The following is a 19,119-nucleotide window of genomic DNA, read 5'->3' on the forward strand; positions in this document are numbered from 1 at the left end:
AAACGCCCGCAGGATTTTCTCCTGCGGGCAGCGTGTTGTCAGCTATCCCAAGGCTTGTATTCTGTTACAGTTTTCAAATAGGTTTCGGGATCGCCGTTCAAGATAAGGTCTGCATACTCCAAAGGAGCGTTGTAGATCAAATAATCCAGCTCTGACCGCTGATACATATTGTCAGCAATCTCGTTCTCAACGACGATAGTGTCAATCGCAATCATACTGCCGTCGCTGAATTTCACTTCCACACAGCAATTATCCATATTGTAGGCACAAGATATTAAGGTTTTCATGGTATGTCCTCCATAATTCGTAATATAAAGCGAAAATCCCGTCTGACTTCCTGTTAGAAATCAGACGGGATTTGTCCGTATGCACCCCGGAAACCGTCAGCTAACAGTTGATAAGTAAATTAGTTCCTTATCACTGTTAAGCCAATGATTTCGGGGCTTTTTCGTGTCCCATTCTGTCTCAAAAAAAGCCCTCTTTTTTGCCCCATTCTGCCCCATTTTTGCCCCACAGATTTTTTATCATTTCACTACTAAACTCCCGTTACTAAACATAAAGATGGACTCTGCGAATACTAATATCTCCAAAAAACAGGATTCTTCAACTGCAATCAATACCTCCAACATTGGTTCCCAGTCTGTGAATTATGCAAATAACGCTAATTATGCAAATAGTGCAGGAAGTGCCAATGCCGCGACAAAGGCATATCAAGATGGGAATGGTGCTGATATTGCATCCACTTATTTAAAAGGTACTCAGAATAATGGAGACTTTATAAACAGACCGTCCGTAAACATTAGTGGTACTATTTGTGGATTAATACCAACGTATCAACAAAATAGTAAAGGCTATCCTGTTGTTGGTTTATATATTCAACCCGGCACGGAAAGGCTGATAATTGATTGGTATGCAGATGGAAACATCATCAAATCATATGTTGTAACTGGCAGAGTCTAATTCGTCACGATGTGTCCGATATAATTTGATTTAACCAATCCGATGCCATTCCTTTAATTGTCCATCAACGAACATACGTGTAAACATTACTCCCGTTACCGCATCAAAAAAGATTTGTGGCATATAATTACCGCCAGAATAAAAAGAAATCAAAGTACCATAATTCGATGGTGCTTCCCTCCAACTACTGCTAGTTGCTACCGTAATAATATTTTTTGTACCGTAATAATCGCTTGGTATTTTGTTGACTACGGATTCGAAACATATTTTGCTATCAATTTTATTTAAAATACTTGTATTCAAATCCCCCATCTTTAAGTTTAGTAATAAAAAAGAGAGGACCGAAGCCCTCTCCCATTTTTATGCTGAAATTAATCTGCCCTGTTTTAATAAGGTAAGCATTGTCACGTTTTGCGTGTACGTACCTTCATATCCACCAATACCATTAGCAGCTGCAATCTGCTTACGGTGTGCCATGCTCGAATCAACACCAATCGCTCTCAACGACTGTGTGATTGAATTACTTCCACCATATGCCGGGTAGTAATTAACAATATGCTGTGCCACTACTCCACCACCTGTGATGCATCCGTCATTAACCCAACCTGTACCACCATTGATAAGGTAAGGATTAGCCTTGCCAGGAAGCACCTTTGTAATCGTTCCAGACGTTACTCTTGGATTAAGCGGTGTGGTTGATGCCGCAGTGCTGTAGATCTTGTTAAAAGATACAGCCTCTCCTACGCTATGTCCTGCCTGCACTAGTGTCGGTGTCGGAGATGGCGCTGGTGTTGGTGCTGTGGAACCAGCCAACGAAAGAATACCGTATACAATGGCATTTGCCATCTGATCTGCATTGTAAAGATCTGCATCATCCTTATCATCTACGAAACAGCATTCGATCAAGACTGCTGGTGCTTTGGTATTCTTCAGCACATATAGCTGTGAATCCGTCTTAACATGATCCGGGATAGCATCATCACGGATGCGGAATCCAAGGCTTGCTATGCTTTCCACGATTGCTTTTCCGTACTGAATGGCTACCTTGTTGGACTCTGCAATGTTGTACAGGAACACCTCAGTTCCACCAATAGATCCATCGCCCACATAGTCATTGCGACCGCTGTTAAAGTGGATGCTGATGTCGAGGTCTACGGATCTCGAATTGCACTTTTCCACGATGCGTCGCAGCACATCGCCCTGACTGGTCCCATCATTTACAGTACAGTCATATACCTCATGCCCTGCTGCACGAAGCAACTGAATCACTTTATCCTTTACAATTCTGTTTTCGCGGGATTCGTCTAAAATCCCCTTTGCTCCACAAGCAATCTTGCCTTCTGGATTATGTCCTGCGTGTACATTAAATTTCATTATTCTTTTCCTCCTTCATTTGCTTTTGTTTGTAAAATATCAATTGCCTTGGTGATGACCGCTGGCATTGGTACCCCCATAAGTCCTGCGTTCTCAACTATTGAAATCGTCTCGTTCGCGATAAATGCTATAATCACCGCATCTCGTATGTAGTTTGTCCCAATTACTATATCCAACCTATAGGCCACCAACACCAGTGCAAGTGTTGCACATTTTCGACACAAGCCCTTCCAACCTGCCTTGCTCTCCAAGGCTCCGGTCTTTGTCTTGGTTGACTGTTTGAAAACTCCAGCAACGATTAACCCGGTGATATAGTCGATTGCCATAAAAATGATAAGTGTCTTGATTCCAGCATCCAAACCTCCAAAGGCTGTGCTGATTGCTGCGCCCACGATTCCCGCGGCTGTACATATAATTCCTTTCATAAGTACTTCTCTCCTTTTCTATTTTTTATCTATTCGATCAAACCTATTTTTCAAGGCATTATGTTTTTTTATTTGCTTTTCCTCCTTTTTTATTCACTAAACTTAAAGATGGAATTAGTCAGATCCCATGTTGGCATGATCGTACAATCTACCACCCTTGATACCGAAGCCAAGGTAATCGCCATTTATGGCGGTACATCCTGGTCTAAGGTCGAGGGGAGATTTCTGCTTGGCACTTCATCTTCCTATGCTGTCAATTCTATCGGAGGTGAAACTGCGCACACTTTAACAACGGCTGAAATGCCATCACATAATCACGCATCATCAACAAGAAGAGGAGCAATACCCTGTTGGGATAACAAAGCCAGTTCAACCGGTAAATATTATGGACTTTACGACGGTTCACTGGCGTATCAATCATCATATGCTTACGATATAAGTGCAACAAGTACAAGTCTTGCAGGTGGAAATGCAGCTCATAACAATATGCCTCCATATAAAGTAGTTTATATCTGGGAGAGAACTGCATAATTAAAATGTTCCGCCATAAATCTTCGCTGGGATCATCACATTTGCATTGCCATTTGCGTTGTCTGCGCTAGTGTCGACGATACCATTTCCAAAATTGATCGCACCGCTTGAACCAACGCTTACTATACGACGTAAGTTGATTGCATTATATGATGATCCGGTAATGGTATTCTTGGCAACATATCCAGGAATACAACACACCGCAGTGTATGCTTTGACACACCGAATTAGTCGGCTCCCAGTGTAAGTTGTCGTCGCTTTAAACAGAATATCCACATAGTCATAGTCGCTAAGATCAAGTGTGATGGTCTGCGTAGCGAAACTTTTAGTGGTATCGCTATTTGACCATAGAAGTTTCTCGCGAGCAGAGTCCATCTTTATGTTTAGTGAATTAACATCCTGCTCATGCTTTGCCACAGCACCTTTGAGTGTTCCGTCAGATATACTAGCTATACTTGTCGTTCCTATGTCTGAACTAATTGAATCAATCTGTTCTTGCAAGTGTGCCGCCTCTGTTTGATTAATCGCTCTTTGAATCAGCTCGATGTTTTCATTTACCTGTGCCTGTAATTGGTCAAACAATGCCGTAGTATCAAACTTCTGTACTGGCATAGCATAGCCACAGCGTTCTGTGACCAGTCGTGTATCGGTAATACGTTCCGTTGTGATTGTGGATGAATTTGCTGATACATACAGATTGGCAAGACCGATCTCATACACACCGCCTGTCCTCGTCAATTCTGGTGGCTCCGATGAAGAGTTACCCTTGATAACATACAGATCAATGTCCCTATAATCGATATTGTCATTTAGTCGAAGCACAACACTGTCTATTCTGTCCGTAGCCCCAGCCGCCTGCACGACCATCGTTCTATCTTCCGTCTCATAGCCTGTTGCACCCTCAATAAGGCACGCTCCTGGCCGAACAACGACCTGCATACCTTCGTCTGCCACCACTTGAAAATTGGTGGATGGGTTTGGAAATACCCCATTTGAATAATAATTTTTGAAAAGATTTCGCAGAATGTCCGAATCTACTGCCCTATCATATTCTGGATATCCTGCTTCATCATATGTTACCTGTGATGTGAATGGAAATGACTGCCTTGTCGTGTACCTCCTTATATTCTTCTATACACTCTTGGTACCTTTGTCCCAAAGGTGAGCGATACGGTATGTTTTCCCTGTTTAAACACCTCGTCGATTTCAATAATCCTGGTAACAAGATTTTCCTGCAATGCATCCACTACAATCTCTATCTTGTCGCCCAAATCATAATCTTGCAGATATTTAAGACCTCTATCACAGTGTCAACCTCTATATTGACTATCTGTGAATATGATTTTTGCATTTCCTCAAGTCCGGCTTGCACCAGTGACTCTTTAAACTCCTCCAATGACTGCTTATCCTCGTCATACTTCATGGAGGTCTTATCTATATACACCTTTTGTCTATATCCACCATCAGATTGATCTATGATAACCTCGACCTGTTCACCATCTTCATACTGCCCATTGCCGATAACCACCGCATAATTTTTAAATGCAGAGTTGTCTATGACAATTTTCTCGTTCGCAATATTTCGCAGTTGTGCGGAAAAGATAGCAAACGGATTATCCGACTGCTGCATGGTCCGGTCTACACCCTGCCAGACCTCAAAATACATCTTATTTTCTGCATAACCGTATCTGGTTCTAAAGGACATCTCCTGCGTTTGGAGCATCTCATAGATCTGTGCCGCTAGATTTTTTCCGGTTGACTGTATGGCTATTACCTCCCCACGCTTTTTGCTGGCGTCTATCTGCAATAGTGGAATATCTTCACAAAATTTTTGTGCCAGATCAAGAGCCACATCTTCGATTACACCGCTTTTTATGTACCTCGGATAAATAATTTTGTCATTGACCTTATACTCATAAAAATACCCAGACACCTGCATATATGCTCCTTGATAATTGGTCTGATACTCTGATTTTTGTACCATCCCCACCTCTGGTCTTTCATTTGTATAAATATATTTCATATCCGACATATACATCTCGATCGGAATTTGCACAGAAAACTCCCCCGGCTCATAGTATCGCCTGATCCACTGCAAGTTGATATATCCAAAATATCCTATTGGATTAAATTCTTCATCCAGTGCCAATAACTGCATCCTATACCCCCAAGTACAACTTATTGTAATAAATCGTAACCGACATATTTGCGTCCCCTGTATCGGCAGCGAAGCCAATGTTTGACGGTCCTACATCTAACTGCATTGATGTAAATGTGGATCCCCGATCTATTTTCTGAATGATATTTGTGCCATTCTTTCGGATCGTAGCATTTGCAAAATCAATTTCCAGCACATCCCCGGATGTAAATGACTCACATACTCTGACAAAATAATCATCCTTTACAATCTTAGGATTCGTTGTCTCCCCACTAAATAAGATCCGCGCCATGCAATATGTCTCCACATCGCCATCATTCGTAATCTTAACCAACTTGGCAAAATTAAAAGCCGATGCTACTGTCTTGATCTTCGCTGTCTGAATGTATGGAAATCCAAACATCTTTTGGCTTGATGCAATGTCTTTACCAAAATTATCCTCTGATCTAAAGTATGGATCCGGGCAATAAAACCGTACTTTCATTGTCATATTTCTATAGACATTCTCTGCCGGTATAGAAAAGCCCTCCAATTCACCTTCGATCCAACGTGTGGTTCCCAGATATGTCACATGCACTCGATAGGTATATTTCGGATTAAAGAATCCCAACGCTCTCGTTCTTATTGCTTCGTTTTGCTGTGGAAATCTCGATTTTGCCTCGACATACACGTCCCTGTCATCTACACGCTTACCGGATAGCATGGCTCCATCTCCAACAGCATTTTTATCGGTAAACAGGGAGAAGTTAGGGGCATCTATACCCTCTAACTTTGTAATCTTCCAATCTGATAAGCCTATAGTGAATTCCTTCGCATCGCTTCGGACACATTTGACTAATGTAGGTTTCATCATATTCCCCCTGCCAATCCAAATGTCATTGTATTTTCAAACGTGCGCCGGATAGCATCCGGGCTTGTCTGTGTATCATAAAAGTTAAACGTTTGGCTATTTCCATATCCCATCATGGATCTGCCTGTCACATTGGCTTTTAATGTTCCAAGGCTTGCCTGTGCTGTATTTACGATGGAATCTCCAAAACCTTCCATACCATCATCCATACCAGCCACGCACATCTTACCAATGTATTTGAACTCTCTTGATGGCGAATGGATACCAAAGACTCCTTTGACCTTGCTGATCACATTTCCCATGAGATCACCCACGCTTTTTAGCAAGATACCTCCCATTCCTAGGATTCCATCAATAAATCCTTGGATCACGTTCTTGCCTATATCTTTTAACGAGACACTGCCAAATGCCTGGACCATATATATCAATAACGTTCCAACTGTATTCAGCAAGGTTGACAGCATTCCCATAAAGCCACTGATCATACTCTTGATGCCGTTGGCTGCAATGTTCTTTAAGGTCTGTGGTAATGACTTTATCGCCCCTTCTACAGCCTCAAAAATCATTGTTCCGGCACCTTTCAATGCTGATATCATACCGACAATACCATTTTTTAGAAGTGTGATTGCCTTGCTCCCCAGTTCCAACCAGTTGAACGCCGACCACACTGCCACAATAGCTTCTATGATCTTGGGTATATTTTCTATCAGCACCGGTATAGACTGGATAATCCCCTCTATCAGCATCATGAGGATCTGCACACCTGCCATAAGGATCGTCGGCATATTATCATTGATAACATTAGCAATCGTCGTGATTATGGTCGGCAGCATCTCTATAATAGTTGGCAGACTCTTTACTATCCCCTCCGCCAATGCCAGCATCAACTTGATACCCACATCGATCAGTATCGGTGCATTCTCTGCTATGGTCGTTGCCAGATCTTGTATCAATGTAAGCATCTGCTCTATAAAAACCGGCAACTGTTCTGGCAGGCTCTCTGCAATCTGAAGCATAATACTAGCCAGTGCCTCAACAAGCATAGGTATCGTTTGTGTAATGCCCTGTATCAGTGTCGGCACACCCTGTACTATAATGGTCGCGATTCCACTCAAAACACTCGGTATCACATTGATCACCGCCTGCAATAATGCTGGCAGTATAGCAACAAGGCTATTGATCAGACTAACTGCACCGTCCACTAATGCTGGAAGCAGACTAGATATGATCGGTGGTAGTTTAGGTAACAGGTTTGCCGCCAGTTCCGTGATTCCTACTGATAACTTGGGTAGAATATTTTCAATCACAGGCAACAGATTGGATAGCATTGTTTCTGTAGAGGTCGTAAATTCACTAACCAATCTCTCAATATCCGAATTGGAATCACCTAAGCCGGTAACCAGATTCTCCCAGGATGCTTTCGTCATGTTGATGGAACCTTCGACAGTCGTTGCCGCTTCTTTTGCAGTAGTGCCTGTTATATCCAATTCGGTCTGGATCACATGAATGGCATCCGTTATATCTGCAAAGGAAGATATATCATAATGAATGCCTGTGATCTTCTCCGCATCAGCAAGCAACCTCTCCATTTCTTCCTTCGTGCCGCCATAACCTAATTTTAGGTTATCCAGCATAGTATAATTCTGCTTGGCAAATCCCTGATAAGCATTCTGGATGGATTCCATAGCGGTACCCATCTTATTTGCATTATCCGCCATATCGGTAATGGCACCGTTTGCCTTTTCTGCTGCCTCAGCAGTATCACCATCTAATGATGCAATCAGCGATGCACTAAAGGACGTCACCGTATCCATGTAGGCATTCGCCGATAATCCGGCTGTCTTATATGCATTATTTGCATATTGCATGACCTGATCATATGCCGTCTTGAATAGTGTATCTACACCACCTGTCAACTGTTCATATGCTGAATAAGCACTCACAGCCTGCTTGGTCAATATTCCCAATCCGGTTGCTGCTGCACCTACTGCCGCTCCAACTGCCGCCATACCGATCGTAGCAACACTGCCAATCTTCTTTAAGCCGGTAGTAACTCCGTCTGTATCAAGTTTTGTATCAAATAATAAAGATCCGTCAGCCCTTCTTTTTACCCTCCGAGGTCTTGCTAAATTCATCTAGTTCTTTCTGATCCGCTTCCGTGAGTGGTGGAATGATCTCCCAGGCACGTCTTAACTCCTCATAGACATCTACATCTTTACGGTCATCCCTGCGGTATGATCTGTATTGCATAATGTCTCTTAATTGAATCGTCAGCCCTCGCATTAGGGCAATAAACACATGCCAGTGCATATACTCTATGGATGTCAGATCAACGCCATAATGCTCCCAAAATCCTGCCACAATAAAATCCGAATCGATCTTATAATCCAATATGACCTCATCTGATCCGCTTCCTCGTGGCACTTCATTTTGTGGTGATGCAAATTCCATAAGAGATGCGACGTCGCATCGGCTCGGCATGTCGTTCTTAAACAAATAGGACACATCCACCAACTGACCGCTCCTCATCTCCTTTACATCTTCCATAAACCGCAACCACTCTCGGAAGTCTGTATGTATGGAATAAGCCCTGCCATCCACGGTCACGGTGTTTGGCAGTTTTTTTCTTGTCAGATCTATCATCGGCTAAACTGTGATACATTGCCTTTGGCAATAGAACTATGTGCAATACTATCAATGGTCTGTGTGATGCCAGCCATCTTCTCTATTGGAACACGGCGTAACTGTTCTTCCATCTGCTTGGTCTGATAGTCAAGCAGAGGCTGCTCATAAGCATCTAAAATCTTTTTGACCGTCAATGTCACTTCACACAGATCTACTTCCTCAATATTATCGGATCCCAGAATCTCTTTTGCATTTTCCGTTCCTACCAATCCCACGATAAAATCATACAATCTCTTGTACTTGTCTCTGATGCTCATTCCCCTTTTTTCGTCAATCCTGACCACTGTATCCATTTCCTCAACAACCTTTAAGGTCTTGTCTGGCAGATCATAAGATCGATCCTTGATAATCACTGTGTATTCCATGGCTTACTCCTTCTTTTCATACACCGGCTTTCCATCAGCTACCGTGCATGTTCCTCTCTCAATTTCATAGATGCTGAACTTAAAATAGATCTTTTCTGCAACCGAATCGAAGTGATCCAGAATCAGCGTTGCCTTAGTATTCCAGGCATTAAACTTTTCCGCATCCTCAGTTCCAATGTTACCGGCAAAGACGATCATCAGATTCTTCTTGACCTCTTCGCCTGTCGGCAGATCCAAAAACATTTCATAAAGATAATCAAATGCTGGATCTCCCTTGTTAGACTGTAATTCCTGTGACAACTCCGGCTTGTAATACTGCACATCCGTTGTCGGCATCTCACTTTCAATGAAGTCATTTTCCTCGGTCTGCGCATTGAGAACCAGATCAAAAATGGTTGATTTGCCGATTCTTGCATGTTCTGGTGATCCCGATGTTGCAATATTCAAAAATGGAATTGTCTTAAATTTTTTTAATCTCTCCCTTGTTTTATACCTCTCTTTCTCTCTCATATGTGATCGTTAATGATATTTGATACAACGTATCCTTGGAATCCGTCTCCATTGGATACGGATTACCAGTGATTTCCATGCCAAGGATCCGCCTGTTCCCATCAATTTGTGGAAATTCATATATGGTTCCCAGATCATCTGCCCAATAGGTCAATTCTTCCAGAAACTCATCAACTTCCATTCTCTCGGATGGTGATACGGTCGATTGCCGGACAAAGAACTGATACCCCTCTGTGACCTCATAAGACCCGTCATTGTGCTCCTGTATGCTTCTGTTTGGACTTCGGAACAGACCATACTTATCTGCTCCATCTGCCACATGGTTGATGTCGATCTGCATTTTGCCATATTCTTTGAGCAGATCTACGATATACTTTGCTATTGTCACACTCTACCCTCCGCAATCTTTTGTGCGCCAGCCAGAATCCGGTTTTTGTACTTTTGCTTCATACGTTCAAACCAATAATTTCCTCTTTCCGGTGCCTCTTGAAAATTAGCCGGCATATAATACCAGCGTCTTGCATAGGGTGTCCGGTATCGCAACTCTCCGCTCCCAATGATGGTATTGATCTTGGCTGACTGGATCAGGATATTGGAATCTTTTGGCACCATCGGCTCACAGAGACGCAGACACTCGTTGTCTACATACTGCTGCACTCGTTCATATTCTCCCAATCCATGCTTATGGATGATCTCTGTCGGATTACACTGGACTGCCTTCAATCTAAATAAATCTGCCGCCCTAAAAAAGCACCACCTTTACATTTTGTAAAAACCTACGATTGGAATTATCATTGACGCTCTTAATAGCCCCGCTTCTTGGAAATGCACGGCGCAGATCTGAAATGCGGCTCCCCTTTACATCCTGCACATCAAAAACGATATCGCCATAGACGATACAATCCTCGTCATTATCAGCGTCCAGTACCACATCCTCGTATGTTCCCTTTGGGAATGTTATGGTCACTGACGTGGCAAGTTTTACTATGCCACCATCTGTGACTGTCTTATCCGTATGCTCTGACCATTGCACACCGTGGATCACGCTACGATTCCACATACCGTCTTCCACCTTATGAAATAGTGTAATAACATCCTCAAACATCAATAAGCACCTACCAATCCTGTCCCGGATAACCATGCTCGGATGGAACTCTGTAATTCCCCTCGCAGTTGCTCTGCCGTCTGGATCACATAAGACTCGGAATATCCATCATTGCTAACAGATGATACTCCCTGTCCTTTTGCACTCTTGGCATCCTCTGCCACTTTATCCATCACATTACAAATACATTCCTGTAATTGTTGATACCCAAACGTATCCTGATTTATATTCGCCCATCGGATCCAGCCTATAACCTGCTGCACTTCTCTTTCTGCCAGCGCCTCTGCCTGGTCAAACTCTTCCTCACTCACAATATGATGAAAGGAGCGATACTGCTCCCATGTTACTTTTGCCATATCGCTCCATCCTTTCTTTACTCCTTAGGCTGCAACTTCTCATTTTCCTCTTTGAGTGCGGCATTTTCTGCCTGCAACTTCTCATTCAAAGCCTTAAGATCCTTAATTTCCTTTTTCAGTTTTGCATCTGTACTCTTTTTCTCCGGCTTTTCAGCCCCTACACCTACTCTTCTCATGTGCCACCTCCTACGCTTTGCTGTTCATGTAGATACCGGCACGCTTATTTGCATAACCGTCTACGATTCCATACTTACGATACTTTACAATATCTGCATCTGCATCTGGGTTGCTTGAAGCAAGAATGATATTGCTGACCGTGTGCTTGTCAAACTTGATAATTGCGGGCTTATGCACGATCATAAAGTTGATGTCTGCACCATTACTAGCCTTCTTATAATGACCTGCTTCCTCTCCTAAGGTCTTACCATCGAGCAAATCAATGGCTGTGTAGAATCGTGCCTGCGGAACGACCTTCTTTACAGCAAATTTTCCAAGAACTTCTCTTGATTTTGTCGTATCGAGAGACATAACACTGTTAAGCAATGTCGCGGTTGCATAAAGAATACGATTCTCCTGTGGAACCTCATCTTCATCCATCTTAGACCATGCTGTGAGCAATGCATCCAAGAACTGGGAAGCATCATCAATTGTACCTGTGGCCTTGGAAATGCTCTCCAAAGATGCCAATGTTGCGAACGTAAATGCATCCGCCTCTGGTGCCACCTTCTCACGCATAAGTGTTGCACCTGCCATTCCAAAGGCAAGTTTTCTAGATTCTTCATTGTCCATAACATCTACAGCGATCTTTGTACCTCTGTCATAGTTGAATGCGGCGGTTTTCCACTTAAGGTCTACTGCCCCTGTTGTATAGCCACTGTTACGATCATACTCCCCAAGACCAGTGACGCTGATCTGCGGGTATACGATTTCATTTGCATTGGCACCAGCCCTTGACATAGTTGCGTCAGAAGTCAGATCCGCTGTTACGGATGCACTTCTATATACCTCATCAAGTAAACTGGTATAGTTTTTTGCTAAAGTGATTGTGTTTGGCATTTCGTTTTCCTCCTATTTCTGTTCTGTTGTTACAGGCGGCAATCCCATTACAGCGCGCATAGTAGCATCACTGTCCTGATTACCTGTCTTGATTACTGATCCGATCGGATCTCCTTTGCCTAAAACATATGGCTCCGGTTCACCGAACAGCATCTTGCTATCCTCTGCTTCTGCCAGTGTCTTAAGCGCTGCGGTGATATCCTCTTTCTGATTTTTAGATGCTTTCAATGTCTCTAAATCAAGAAGTGCCGTAATTGCTTTGGCATTTCTACCTTTGACAGATGTAATACTGTCTTTCAGAAGATCATTGAAATCACGGTCTGCAATTTTATCCTTCAGTTCTTGGTCTTTGTTCGCCAAGTCTGTTTTTAACGTTGCAATCGTACTATTCAACTCATCCACGTTTACATCCTTAAACTTATCAAGGCTTTCGGTTAAGGTCGTCACCTTTCCTTCGGTGGTTTTTAACTTCTCCGACTGTATTTCATAGTCAGATACCGTTTTGTAGTTATCAAGTACAGTTTTTTCAAAGTCCTTTTTCTTTTCTTCTGGTACCTCAAGGCCATACTCTTTCATGATTTCAAAAATGTTCTTCATAATATCCTCCTAAAATATTTTTTTAATCGCACTTTCTGCGATATGGGAAATTGCGGACGGCGGACTTGAACCACCATAGTCGGCCTAGGAAACCGATATGCTACCTTTGCATCAATCCGCGGCAATAAAAAAGCGCCAAATAATAAATCCTTACTTTAAGAATTCACTATTCGGCGCTTAGGCTCTATTGTTATTATACTTTGTTGTTTACACTTTTTGCAGTATCCCGGAAAGTTTATCAAGATCGTATCCGTTCGGATCATGAACATTTTCGGGTTACCGCATATCGGACACCTGTACCATTTATAGGACACATCTTCACCCCTGTCCTTATATTACCATCATATAATGTGTTTTTCAAATATTTTTTCTATAGCCACTATGCCATCTCATTTATCCTTTCCTTGGAGCGGTATAGAAGTAATCAACATGAACACTGTCTTCATTGTCTCCTTTGGGCTTAATAGAAAATAGTTGGCACAAATGTTCAATATTCTCCTTGTCCGACCAGTCTAATACATGAAAGTCATCCCTTCTGCTTTCATACTCTTCATATGTTTCTATTCTCAGAAATTCATCTTTTAAACTCACTTGATAGCCTCCTTCATCAATGCCAAGGCATTCTCTGATATTGTTTCATGGCTCATATACTTTCTAAACACTTCCGAAACAACTTCACCTAAAACATTTATATTGATTGTTCCATCCTGATTGACCGCTTCATGCATACTTCTTACATATAGTCTGCCTTGATATTCTGACTCAAACCGTTCTCCGGTTACCAAAAAGACAGGAACCTCATTTCCTAAATTATCATAGTATATTTTTTTAACTATATTTTCACTTGTTAGTCCCTCTGTCAAGTAATTTTTATATGCATCTACATCATCCTTTTTCATCATATAATTTTCAATAAGATGTCCATATTCGTGATATATATGTGGTACTTCTGTTCCTTTTCCCACATGTATAATTCTATTTTCTATATCACATGCACTTGCATCATAGCCCATTTCAAACGTCACATCTGACATCTTTGTCTTTACGCTTAGTGGTAACTGTTTGTAGGCTTGTGTCACTGCCATTGTATCTTCAAATCTTTCTTTTTCACTCATATTTGAAAATGGCTTGTCTCTAAAAATTAAATCCACTGCCTTTTGAAATTTTGTTTTTTGAGGCATGGCACTTGTCCCAGCAATAATCCTCAGGCGATTTTCTTTCGGTCGCAATTCAGCCTTATCACTAAAACTGACATACTGGTCCATCTGTCGGCTTAATTTATTTTTCAACACTGTCACGTCTCCGCCGACTATATTCTGGGCTTCGATCTCGCGCTTGGTGGCTCTGATCTGGCGCTCCATTTTGCGCTGTTGCTGTGTCATCTGGTAATAGGTATATTTCTTTCCATCTATTACCTTAGGCTCCGGTACAGTCACATTATCCGGGACTACGGAAGCACCTTCCCAGTATGGGTAAAAGTCATGCGTGCAGTTTGCTCCTTTTAATCCGGTCACTGTCCCATATCCGGTTTCTTTGACGAAATCAGGATATTTCTTACTCTTTCCTGAATAGGAAAAAACCTTATTTTGCCAGACTGCATGCTCCGGTCTGCTTCCCATATGCTGACTGGTAATAACCAGATCATGATCCGACTGCTGCAAATTGGCTTCCGTGATCTTGCCCGATAGTTGGCTCATACCCGTCCTGACACACATTCTTGCGGCTGTATCCAACTGATAAGACTTGCCACTTGCATAATCGATTGTCCGAAGCCCGCTTTGTGCCATACGGTGGATACACTCGTCTACTGCTGCATCATATGAAAATGTCCCGGTACACACCTTAAGCAGTGCCAGGTCCATTTCACGCTGATACATGCCTTTGACACCGGTAGTCCCCAACAGAACATTCTTGAATCCCATAGACCGTGTCAGATTCTTTAATTCTCCGACTGTCTGCTTTTGTGCTGCCTTGATCAGTTGGCTCATACTGTTCGGTTGTTTCAGATCCTCACCTTGTTCTTCCCACATCGACAGATCGTTATTCCACGCCATACTTCCTGCCTGAGCGATCAACTCTTTTCCCTGCACCTTTGCCTTGGCTACTGTCTTATCAATGATGTCCTGGATCTCCTGCTTGGCATTGAGTGTATTTTCTGCCACTGCCATCTGATAATCCTTGTCTGCCCGAATGGACTGCATCACAGCCGTCCGGATCTTATCAGCAGAATATCCCTGCTCGATCATATCCTTTGCCATAAGTTCAGCCGTTTCGGTATATCTCCCGGTCGCTTTCACGCGTCTGGCAATATCTGCGATCACCTCATCTTCCATTTGCTGGTACAGTCCGATAATATACTTATCTGCTAATATTTCGATCTGTTCTTCTGATAATGCCCTGTGACACACCTCCATCCTGCTGCATTAGTCATCATCTTCTGGCTCATCCTCTTCCACATCTGCCGGAATATACTTTTGAGCTCTTCATCCGACAAATTATACTTTTCTTTCAAATACCACTGTAAAAGGATAGGCACATTACTAAAGGTCATCGCATCTGCTCTCATGGACTCTAACTTGCTCTGCCGATCCTCCACGTAGGAATCATCAAACTCGATCGACAGGATCTCATCCTCGTTAAAGGACGTTCCGTTAAAATGATTTGAAAACCACATCGCCGCATGCAATATATCCGTGATATAGTTGCTCGCCTGTTTCCTCTGCTTATTTAGTTCCTGCATGGCATCCTGTCTGGTACCGATATACTCGGTCGCCGTTTTGATCTGCCCATTCTCAAAGGTATATTTCTTACTACCGAAGCCAAACTGCATCGACAAAAGAGACAGCACCAGTTCAAAGGCCTTTGTAATCTCTTCGACACGGATCTCTGGATTATATTCTTTTATCAGTGTATCAGCATTTGGTAATTTTTCTCCCAGAAGTACAAATAACTCCTTCTGCTGCTGGGTAAGATACGGATTGCCGTCCTCATCTGTTTTGATACATGCCAGCAATTCATTGATAAAAACCAACTTATCTCCTTTTGACAGATCACCATGCAGGATGTTGTAGCAAAGATCTACGGCTTTAAACAACGGAATGGCATTATAGATCTTTGGCAAGCCATATCCTTCCATGTCGTCCAGATGATTGACCTCTGCATTCTCCATAATGGCAAATGGCTTTACCGCACCCAACTGTAATACATTCCGGCTTACTTCTTTTCCTGTCTCGTCAAAGACAACTGTCTCTGCCCGATACAAGCCATCTTGCAAAGTGAACATGACAAGCACGGTTCTCTTTTTGCCTTTCACCACATTCGTACCACTAAAGGCACACTCTGTAATAAGTTTATTCTCTACTGTCAGTGGTACAATGCAGTCTGCATCACAATAATTGATGCGCACTTCTCCACCCCGGACTATCATCTGCTTACCTTTCTGGATGTATTCTGCCCCCCGCAGGTAAATGTATGCTCCGACCGTCCCTGTCGCCGCCGTCTTTTCCAACTGCTCCCGGTACATAATGTCAAAGCGATTGCTTGCCATAAACTTCTCAATAAACTCCTGTGATCCTGATTCCTTATCTGGAGCAACAGATACTACCTCGCATAGATTAGCATCATCTGCACAACACCGCTTTGCAAAGTTCATCTTATGCAGCACAACCTCACTGTCGTTTAAATTCTTCCGCCTATGAAAATCGTCGATTTCCCGATTGGCATACCAATCCTCACAGATTTTGATATATGTCAGTGCCGTTTCATTCACTCCATATCCTTTTTTCTCTAAATATCCCTTTACACACTCTTTCCTGGTCCTACCTCCTGTCTAAATCAATATTATCTGCAAAATCTATCATGGTGTAGCATATGGCATCCCACCAGTCGTTACAGTTCCCGATATTCTTATCCTCTGGGATATTGGGTTCCTTTTCATCCCATTTCAATCTACCCATTGCACTTCTTACTCTTGCGCATTTCCGGTTGATTTTAAGCCGCCCGGTATTCAACAGTTTATCCATCATTCTCGGTCGATCGGCAATCTCATTCTTTGTGCATCCGGTAATATTGCGAAATGACAGTCCTGCTTTTCTTGCAGCACTGATCAAACTGTTGATCATAGTTGTACTCGCAGAATCCGGGAAGATCCATGTGATCGGTCCATACGCATCTTTGCACTTTCGGTAAAAGGCAACAAACTTATCACATATTCTTTCTGCATCTATATCCGGTGACAACTCTATGCCTTCCTCTTCCGTTATTCTCAAATCATGAAATCCATGAAAGTATAGCGTACAGACAAAAGTTGTCATGGATCCGTTTCCTCCAAAGTCAATCCCGATCACAATTTTGTATGGTCGGTGCAATAATCTTCCCTGCTCATCCCTTGCCAGTAACGGATCTGTCTCTTCATCAAATAGATACGGCTCATTATCTTCCGCAAATTTTCTGAATATAATGCCCTCGGCGACGGCACGTTCACCACGGATATCTCTTTTATACCAGACCGTTCCTTTCTGGTAGGTTGCTAGTACCTTGCGGATCTCCTCATCCGTCATACTCATATTATCCACCAGAGTGAAATGCCCATAGTTATATCCATAGCCACTATTACGCTCTTGCTGCATCTCATGAAACTTAAGGATCTCCGTATAATACCAGTGTTCTTCCTCTTTTGGATTCAGATCATGGAATATCTTTCGATCTTTACTGGATAGTGTTCGGTCAAACACTTCTTTTAGAAACTTCTTGTGGCACTCATTCGCCTCTGTAACGTATGCCATGCCGTATGTATTACCTTTTATCAGTTTCTCATCACCGTCTTTGCCACCACCGGATACCAAAACAATCTTTTCCCCGGTTTTTGTCTGCACATATACACAATCACGGTCTTTATACTTACCTTCCCGGCATCTTCCCTCAAAGTAATTGAGCAGACCGTAGCCATCACAGTCCAGAATATTGAGTTTTGCTGTGGCATTGGAAACACCTGCCGCCAAATGTATCTTATTTGGGTGATTCTCCAACATGGCACAAAAGATCATCGTCTGTAAGACGTTCTTCCCTCCACGCTTACCACCTTCCGCAACATTGAACCAACTGGAAAAGCAACGCATAAAATATGCATATTGTCTTTTTGATAACGGTGCCGGATTATTCATGATTCACCTCTTTTTCAAGATCGTCAATATTACGGTTATTTACAGGATTCCGCCATATATCTGCTATCGTCTGCATATTCTTGACGATTTCATTGGTCTTGTTCCCAGCATCCTCTTCCACAATACGTTTATCTCGCCAATCTTCCGGTTTTCTATTCTTGAGCCAGAAAATCTGTGCAGTCGTATCTCCCGGGATATAGACCTCATCCTTGCCTACAACCAATTCCTCTTTTTCACACCTACGTCCATGGTCGTCATAATAGATATGTTTTACCTTAAATGTCTTTCGGACTTCATGCACACCACCTATGGCTCTTTCAAGCAATGCATTCTCAACTTTTCGGTCAACAATTTCCTTTTCTTTTTTTAGGGTGTCCGAAATGTCCGAAAATTTATTTTTCCATTCGATCAATGTGCTACGTGCAATCCCCATGTTTGAAGCAATTTGTTTCTCTGTCAGACCATCCCGCGCCCAGCCTTCCAATTTCAGCAAATTTTCTGGTTCCAGCCACTTCTCATACTTTGCCCTATGCTCTGCACCCCCTGTCAAACAAATAAGAGCCTAATACATGAAGTCTCTGCTCCACATATCAGGCTCTTAGGCTCTCTTTTTGATTATTATATCCTCTTTTTTTGTGTTTTTCCACATCATTTTATCCTGCTGCATGATGCTCGCCTATCGTCTCGTGATCGTTACCTTGTACTTTTTTGCCATATACTTGCCATAGGTCATATCATTTTCTCTGGCATCCATAGCATCCTGCGCAAGACTTGTGGTCTTTTTCATCCTTTCCTTTTCTTCTCGCGCCTGCGCTCTTTTCTTTTTCTCTTTCTCGCATCGTTTCTGGCGCAGATCTATCGATGCTTTTTCGGCGCACTGCGGTGTGCAATACTTCTGACGCATATGCGCTTCAAACGTCTTTCCACATACCGGACACTTTCTGATCGTCATCTTTCTCCTTTCTGCCGCCTCCATAAAGGAAGC

At 42.6% G+C, this 19,119-nt stretch carries 28 protein-coding genes and 1 tRNA gene; 2 read left to right on the forward strand and 27 right to left on the reverse strand.

Features of this window, described 5'->3' with window-relative positions; genetic code table 11:
* Positions 1-38: 38 nt before the first annotated feature.
* On the reverse strand, positions 39-287 hold the full coding sequence (locus tag DW996_RS12270) for a DUF6061 family protein (protein ID WP_033121501.1): 249 nt from the start codon (positions 285-287) through the stop codon (positions 39-41).
* A 355-nt stretch (positions 288-642) separates the two neighbouring features.
* On the opposite strand from DW996_RS12270, the gene DW996_RS12910 reads away from it, so the two are divergent.
* A complete protein-coding gene (locus DW996_RS12910; RefSeq protein WP_147403559.1) occupies positions 643-960 on the forward strand; it encodes a hypothetical protein in 318 nt (105 codons plus the stop codon).
* 30 nt (positions 961-990) lie between these two features.
* Here the strand turns inward: DW996_RS12910 and DW996_RS12915 are convergent, their stop codons facing one another.
* The 3 genes from DW996_RS12915 to DW996_RS12285 are packed head-to-tail and all read right to left on the reverse strand — an operon-like array spanning position 991 to position 2,759.
* Complete coding sequence (locus tag DW996_RS12915) at positions 991-1,263, reverse strand: hypothetical protein (protein ID WP_147403560.1); 273 nt, start codon at positions 1,261-1,263, stop codon at positions 991-993.
* 57 nt (positions 1,264-1,320) lie between these two features.
* Positions 1,321-2,334 (reverse strand): N-acetylmuramoyl-L-alanine amidase, encoded by a 1,014-nt coding sequence (locus tag DW996_RS12280; RefSeq protein ID WP_118536022.1) that lies wholly within the window; start codon positions 2,332-2,334, stop codon positions 1,321-1,323.
* The gene (locus tag DW996_RS12285) at positions 2,334-2,759 is read right to left on the reverse strand and encodes a phage holin family protein (protein WP_118536024.1); all 426 of its coding nucleotides are present in this window, start codon (positions 2,757-2,759) and stop codon (positions 2,334-2,336) included. The genes DW996_RS12280 and DW996_RS12285 overlap by 1 nt, the downstream gene beginning before the upstream one ends.
* 60 nt (positions 2,760-2,819) lie before the next feature.
* On the opposite strand from DW996_RS12285, the gene DW996_RS12920 reads away from it, so the two are divergent.
* The gene (locus DW996_RS12920; protein ID WP_147403561.1) at positions 2,820-3,290 is read left to right on the forward strand and encodes a phage baseplate protein; all 471 of its coding nucleotides are present in this window, start codon (positions 2,820-2,822) and stop codon (positions 3,288-3,290) included.
* Here DW996_RS12920 and DW996_RS12290 read toward each other — a convergent pair whose 3' ends face one another.
* The 23 genes from DW996_RS12290 to DW996_RS12395 form a co-directional block, all read right to left on the reverse strand.
* Entirely contained in the window at positions 3,291-4,157 is an 867-nt protein-coding gene (locus DW996_RS12290) for a hypothetical protein (RefSeq protein ID WP_147403562.1), read from the reverse strand.
* Positions 4,158-4,411: 254 nt separating this feature from the next.
* A complete protein-coding gene (locus tag DW996_RS15070) occupies positions 4,412-4,537 on the reverse strand; it encodes a hypothetical protein (protein WP_442969958.1) in 126 nt (41 codons plus the stop codon).
* Positions 4,538-4,545: 8 nt separating this feature from the next.
* Positions 4,546-5,448: a Gp37-like protein gene (locus DW996_RS12300; RefSeq protein WP_118536029.1), complete on the reverse strand. Its 903-nt coding sequence runs from the start codon at positions 5,446-5,448 to the stop codon at positions 4,546-4,548.
* A 1-nt stretch (position 5,449) separates the two neighbouring features.
* The gene (locus DW996_RS12305; RefSeq protein ID WP_158575329.1) at positions 5,450-6,298 is read right to left on the reverse strand and encodes a phage distal tail protein; all 849 of its coding nucleotides are present in this window, start codon (positions 6,296-6,298) and stop codon (positions 5,450-5,452) included.
* Entirely contained in the window at positions 6,298-8,433 is a 2,136-nt protein-coding gene (locus DW996_RS12310) for a phage tail protein (RefSeq protein ID WP_118536032.1), read from the reverse strand. Before DW996_RS12310 ends, DW996_RS12305 begins: the two co-directional genes overlap by 1 nt.
* Entirely contained in the window at positions 8,393-8,941 is a 549-nt protein-coding gene (locus DW996_RS12315; RefSeq protein ID WP_118536034.1) for a Gp15 family bacteriophage protein, read from the reverse strand. Before DW996_RS12315 ends, DW996_RS12310 begins: the two co-directional genes overlap by 41 nt.
* Positions 8,938-9,348, reverse strand: coding sequence for a hypothetical protein (locus tag DW996_RS12320; protein ID WP_118536036.1), 411 nt, complete (start codon positions 9,346-9,348; stop codon positions 8,938-8,940). The genes DW996_RS12315 and DW996_RS12320 overlap by 4 nt, the downstream gene beginning before the upstream one ends.
* A gap of 3 nt (positions 9,349-9,351) precedes the next feature.
* Positions 9,352-9,795 (reverse strand): hypothetical protein, encoded by a 444-nt coding sequence (locus DW996_RS12325; RefSeq protein ID WP_118536038.1) that lies wholly within the window; start codon positions 9,793-9,795, stop codon positions 9,352-9,354.
* 40 nt (positions 9,796-9,835) lie between these two features.
* Positions 9,836-10,246: a hypothetical protein gene (locus DW996_RS12330; protein WP_118536040.1), complete on the reverse strand. Its 411-nt coding sequence runs from the start codon at positions 10,244-10,246 to the stop codon at positions 9,836-9,838.
* Entirely contained in the window at positions 10,243-10,581 is a 339-nt protein-coding gene (locus DW996_RS12335) for a hypothetical protein (protein WP_118536042.1), read from the reverse strand. Before DW996_RS12335 ends, DW996_RS12330 begins: the two co-directional genes overlap by 4 nt.
* A gap of 19 nt (positions 10,582-10,600) precedes the next feature.
* A complete protein-coding gene (locus tag DW996_RS12340; RefSeq protein WP_147403563.1) occupies positions 10,601-10,918 on the reverse strand; it encodes a hypothetical protein in 318 nt (105 codons plus the stop codon).
* A gap of 44 nt (positions 10,919-10,962) precedes the next feature.
* On the reverse strand, positions 10,963-11,319 hold the full coding sequence (locus DW996_RS12345; RefSeq protein WP_118536046.1) for a hypothetical protein: 357 nt from the start codon (positions 11,317-11,319) through the stop codon (positions 10,963-10,965).
* A gap of 17 nt (positions 11,320-11,336) precedes the next feature.
* Positions 11,337-11,495 carry a hypothetical protein gene (locus DW996_RS13050; RefSeq protein WP_158575330.1) on the reverse strand — a complete coding sequence of 53 codons (159 nt, stop codon included), beginning with the start codon at positions 11,493-11,495 and terminating at the stop codon, positions 11,337-11,339.
* A 10-nt stretch (positions 11,496-11,505) separates the two neighbouring features.
* Positions 11,506-12,375 carry a hypothetical protein gene (locus DW996_RS12350; RefSeq protein WP_118536048.1) on the reverse strand — a complete coding sequence of 290 codons (870 nt, stop codon included), beginning with the start codon at positions 12,373-12,375 and terminating at the stop codon, positions 11,506-11,508.
* A gap of 12 nt (positions 12,376-12,387) precedes the next feature.
* The gene (locus DW996_RS12355; RefSeq protein WP_118536050.1) at positions 12,388-12,972 is read right to left on the reverse strand and encodes a phage scaffolding protein; all 585 of its coding nucleotides are present in this window, start codon (positions 12,970-12,972) and stop codon (positions 12,388-12,390) included.
* A gap of 50 nt (positions 12,973-13,022) precedes the next feature.
* A tRNA-Arg gene (locus DW996_RS12360) sits at positions 13,023-13,093 on the reverse strand.
* 34 nt (positions 13,094-13,127) lie between these two features.
* The gene (locus DW996_RS13680; RefSeq protein ID WP_118536052.1) at positions 13,128-13,286 is read right to left on the reverse strand and encodes a cysteine-rich KTR domain-containing protein; all 159 of its coding nucleotides are present in this window, start codon (positions 13,284-13,286) and stop codon (positions 13,128-13,130) included.
* Positions 13,287-13,365: 79 nt separating this feature from the next.
* The gene (locus DW996_RS12370) at positions 13,366-13,563 is read right to left on the reverse strand and encodes a hypothetical protein (protein WP_118536054.1); all 198 of its coding nucleotides are present in this window, start codon (positions 13,561-13,563) and stop codon (positions 13,366-13,368) included.
* Positions 13,560-15,380, reverse strand: coding sequence for a phage minor capsid protein (locus tag DW996_RS12375; RefSeq protein ID WP_158575331.1), 1,821 nt, complete (start codon positions 15,378-15,380; stop codon positions 13,560-13,562). The genes DW996_RS12370 and DW996_RS12375 overlap by 4 nt, the downstream gene beginning before the upstream one ends.
* Positions 15,338-16,741 carry a phage portal protein gene (locus DW996_RS12380; RefSeq protein WP_118536058.1) on the reverse strand — a complete coding sequence of 468 codons (1,404 nt, stop codon included), beginning with the start codon at positions 16,739-16,741 and terminating at the stop codon, positions 15,338-15,340. Before DW996_RS12380 ends, DW996_RS12375 begins: the two co-directional genes overlap by 43 nt.
* A gap of 49 nt (positions 16,742-16,790) precedes the next feature.
* Complete coding sequence (locus DW996_RS12385) at positions 16,791-18,134, reverse strand: phage terminase large subunit (protein WP_118536060.1); 1,344 nt, start codon at positions 18,132-18,134, stop codon at positions 16,791-16,793.
* Entirely contained in the window at positions 18,127-18,684 is a 558-nt protein-coding gene (locus DW996_RS12390) for a hypothetical protein (protein ID WP_199642656.1), read from the reverse strand. Before DW996_RS12390 ends, DW996_RS12385 begins: the two co-directional genes overlap by 8 nt.
* Before the next feature lie 126 nt (positions 18,685-18,810).
* A complete protein-coding gene (locus DW996_RS12395) occupies positions 18,811-19,086 on the reverse strand; it encodes a hypothetical protein (protein WP_158575332.1) in 276 nt (91 codons plus the stop codon).
* Between the last annotated feature and the right edge of the window lie 33 nt (positions 19,087-19,119).

Source organism: Roseburia sp. AM51-8, from assembly GCF_003478275.1.
GTDB lineage: Bacteria > Bacillota > Clostridia > Lachnospirales > Lachnospiraceae > Pararoseburia > Pararoseburia lenta.

What these genes read in the sequence shown, in the direction of transcription:
- DW996_RS12270 (WP_033121501.1), bottom strand. Translation starts at nt 287, where the DNA reads ATGAAAACCTTAATATCTTGTGCCTACAATATGGATAATTGCTGTGTG.
- DW996_RS12280 (WP_118536022.1), bottom strand. Translation starts at nt 2,334, where the DNA reads ATGAAATTTAATGTACACGCAGGACATAATCCAGAAGGCAAGATTGCT.
- DW996_RS12285 (WP_118536024.1), bottom strand. Translation starts at nt 2,759, where the DNA reads ATGAAAGGAATTATATGTACAGCCGCGGGAATCGTGGGCGCAGCAATC.
- DW996_RS12920 (WP_147403561.1), top strand. Translation starts at nt 2,820, where the DNA reads ATGTTTTTTTATTTGCTTTTCCTCCTTTTTTATTCACTAAACTTAAAG.
- DW996_RS12290 (WP_147403562.1), bottom strand. Translation starts at nt 4,157, where the DNA reads ATGGTCGTGCAGGCGGCTGGGGCTACGGACAGAATAGACAGTGTTGTG.
- DW996_RS12300 (WP_118536029.1), bottom strand. Translation starts at nt 5,448, where the DNA reads ATGCAGTTATTGGCACTGGATGAAGAATTTAATCCAATAGGATATTTT.
- DW996_RS12305 (WP_158575329.1), bottom strand. Translation starts at nt 6,298, where the DNA reads ATGAAACCTACATTAGTCAAATGTGTCCGAAGCGATGCGAAGGAATTC.
- DW996_RS12310 (WP_118536032.1), bottom strand. Translation starts at nt 8,433, where the DNA reads ATGAATTTAGCAAGACCTCGGAGGGTAAAAAGAAGGGCTGACGGATCT.
- DW996_RS12315 (WP_118536034.1), bottom strand. Translation starts at nt 8,941, where the DNA reads ATGATAGATCTGACAAGAAAAAAACTGCCAAACACCGTGACCGTGGAT.
- DW996_RS12320 (WP_118536036.1), bottom strand. Translation starts at nt 9,348, where the DNA reads ATGGAATACACAGTGATTATCAAGGATCGATCTTATGATCTGCCAGAC.
- DW996_RS12340 (WP_147403563.1), bottom strand. Translation starts at nt 10,918, where the DNA reads ATGTGGAATCGTAGCGTGATCCACGGTGTGCAATGGTCAGAGCATACG.
- DW996_RS12345 (WP_118536046.1), bottom strand. Translation starts at nt 11,319, where the DNA reads ATGGCAAAAGTAACATGGGAGCAGTATCGCTCCTTTCATCATATTGTG.
- DW996_RS13050 (WP_158575330.1), bottom strand. Translation starts at nt 11,495, where the DNA reads ATGAGAAGAGTAGGTGTAGGGGCTGAAAAGCCGGAGAAAAAGAGTACA.
- DW996_RS12350 (WP_118536048.1), bottom strand. Translation starts at nt 12,375, where the DNA reads ATGCCAAACACAATCACTTTAGCAAAAAACTATACCAGTTTACTTGAT.
- DW996_RS12355 (WP_118536050.1), bottom strand. Translation starts at nt 12,972, where the DNA reads ATGAAGAACATTTTTGAAATCATGAAAGAGTATGGCCTTGAGGTACCA.
- DW996_RS12385 (WP_118536060.1), bottom strand. Translation starts at nt 18,134, where the DNA reads ATGAATAATCCGGCACCGTTATCAAAAAGACAATATGCATATTTTATG.
- DW996_RS12395 (WP_158575332.1), bottom strand. Translation starts at nt 19,086, where the DNA reads ATGACGATCAGAAAGTGTCCGGTATGTGGAAAGACGTTTGAAGCGCAT.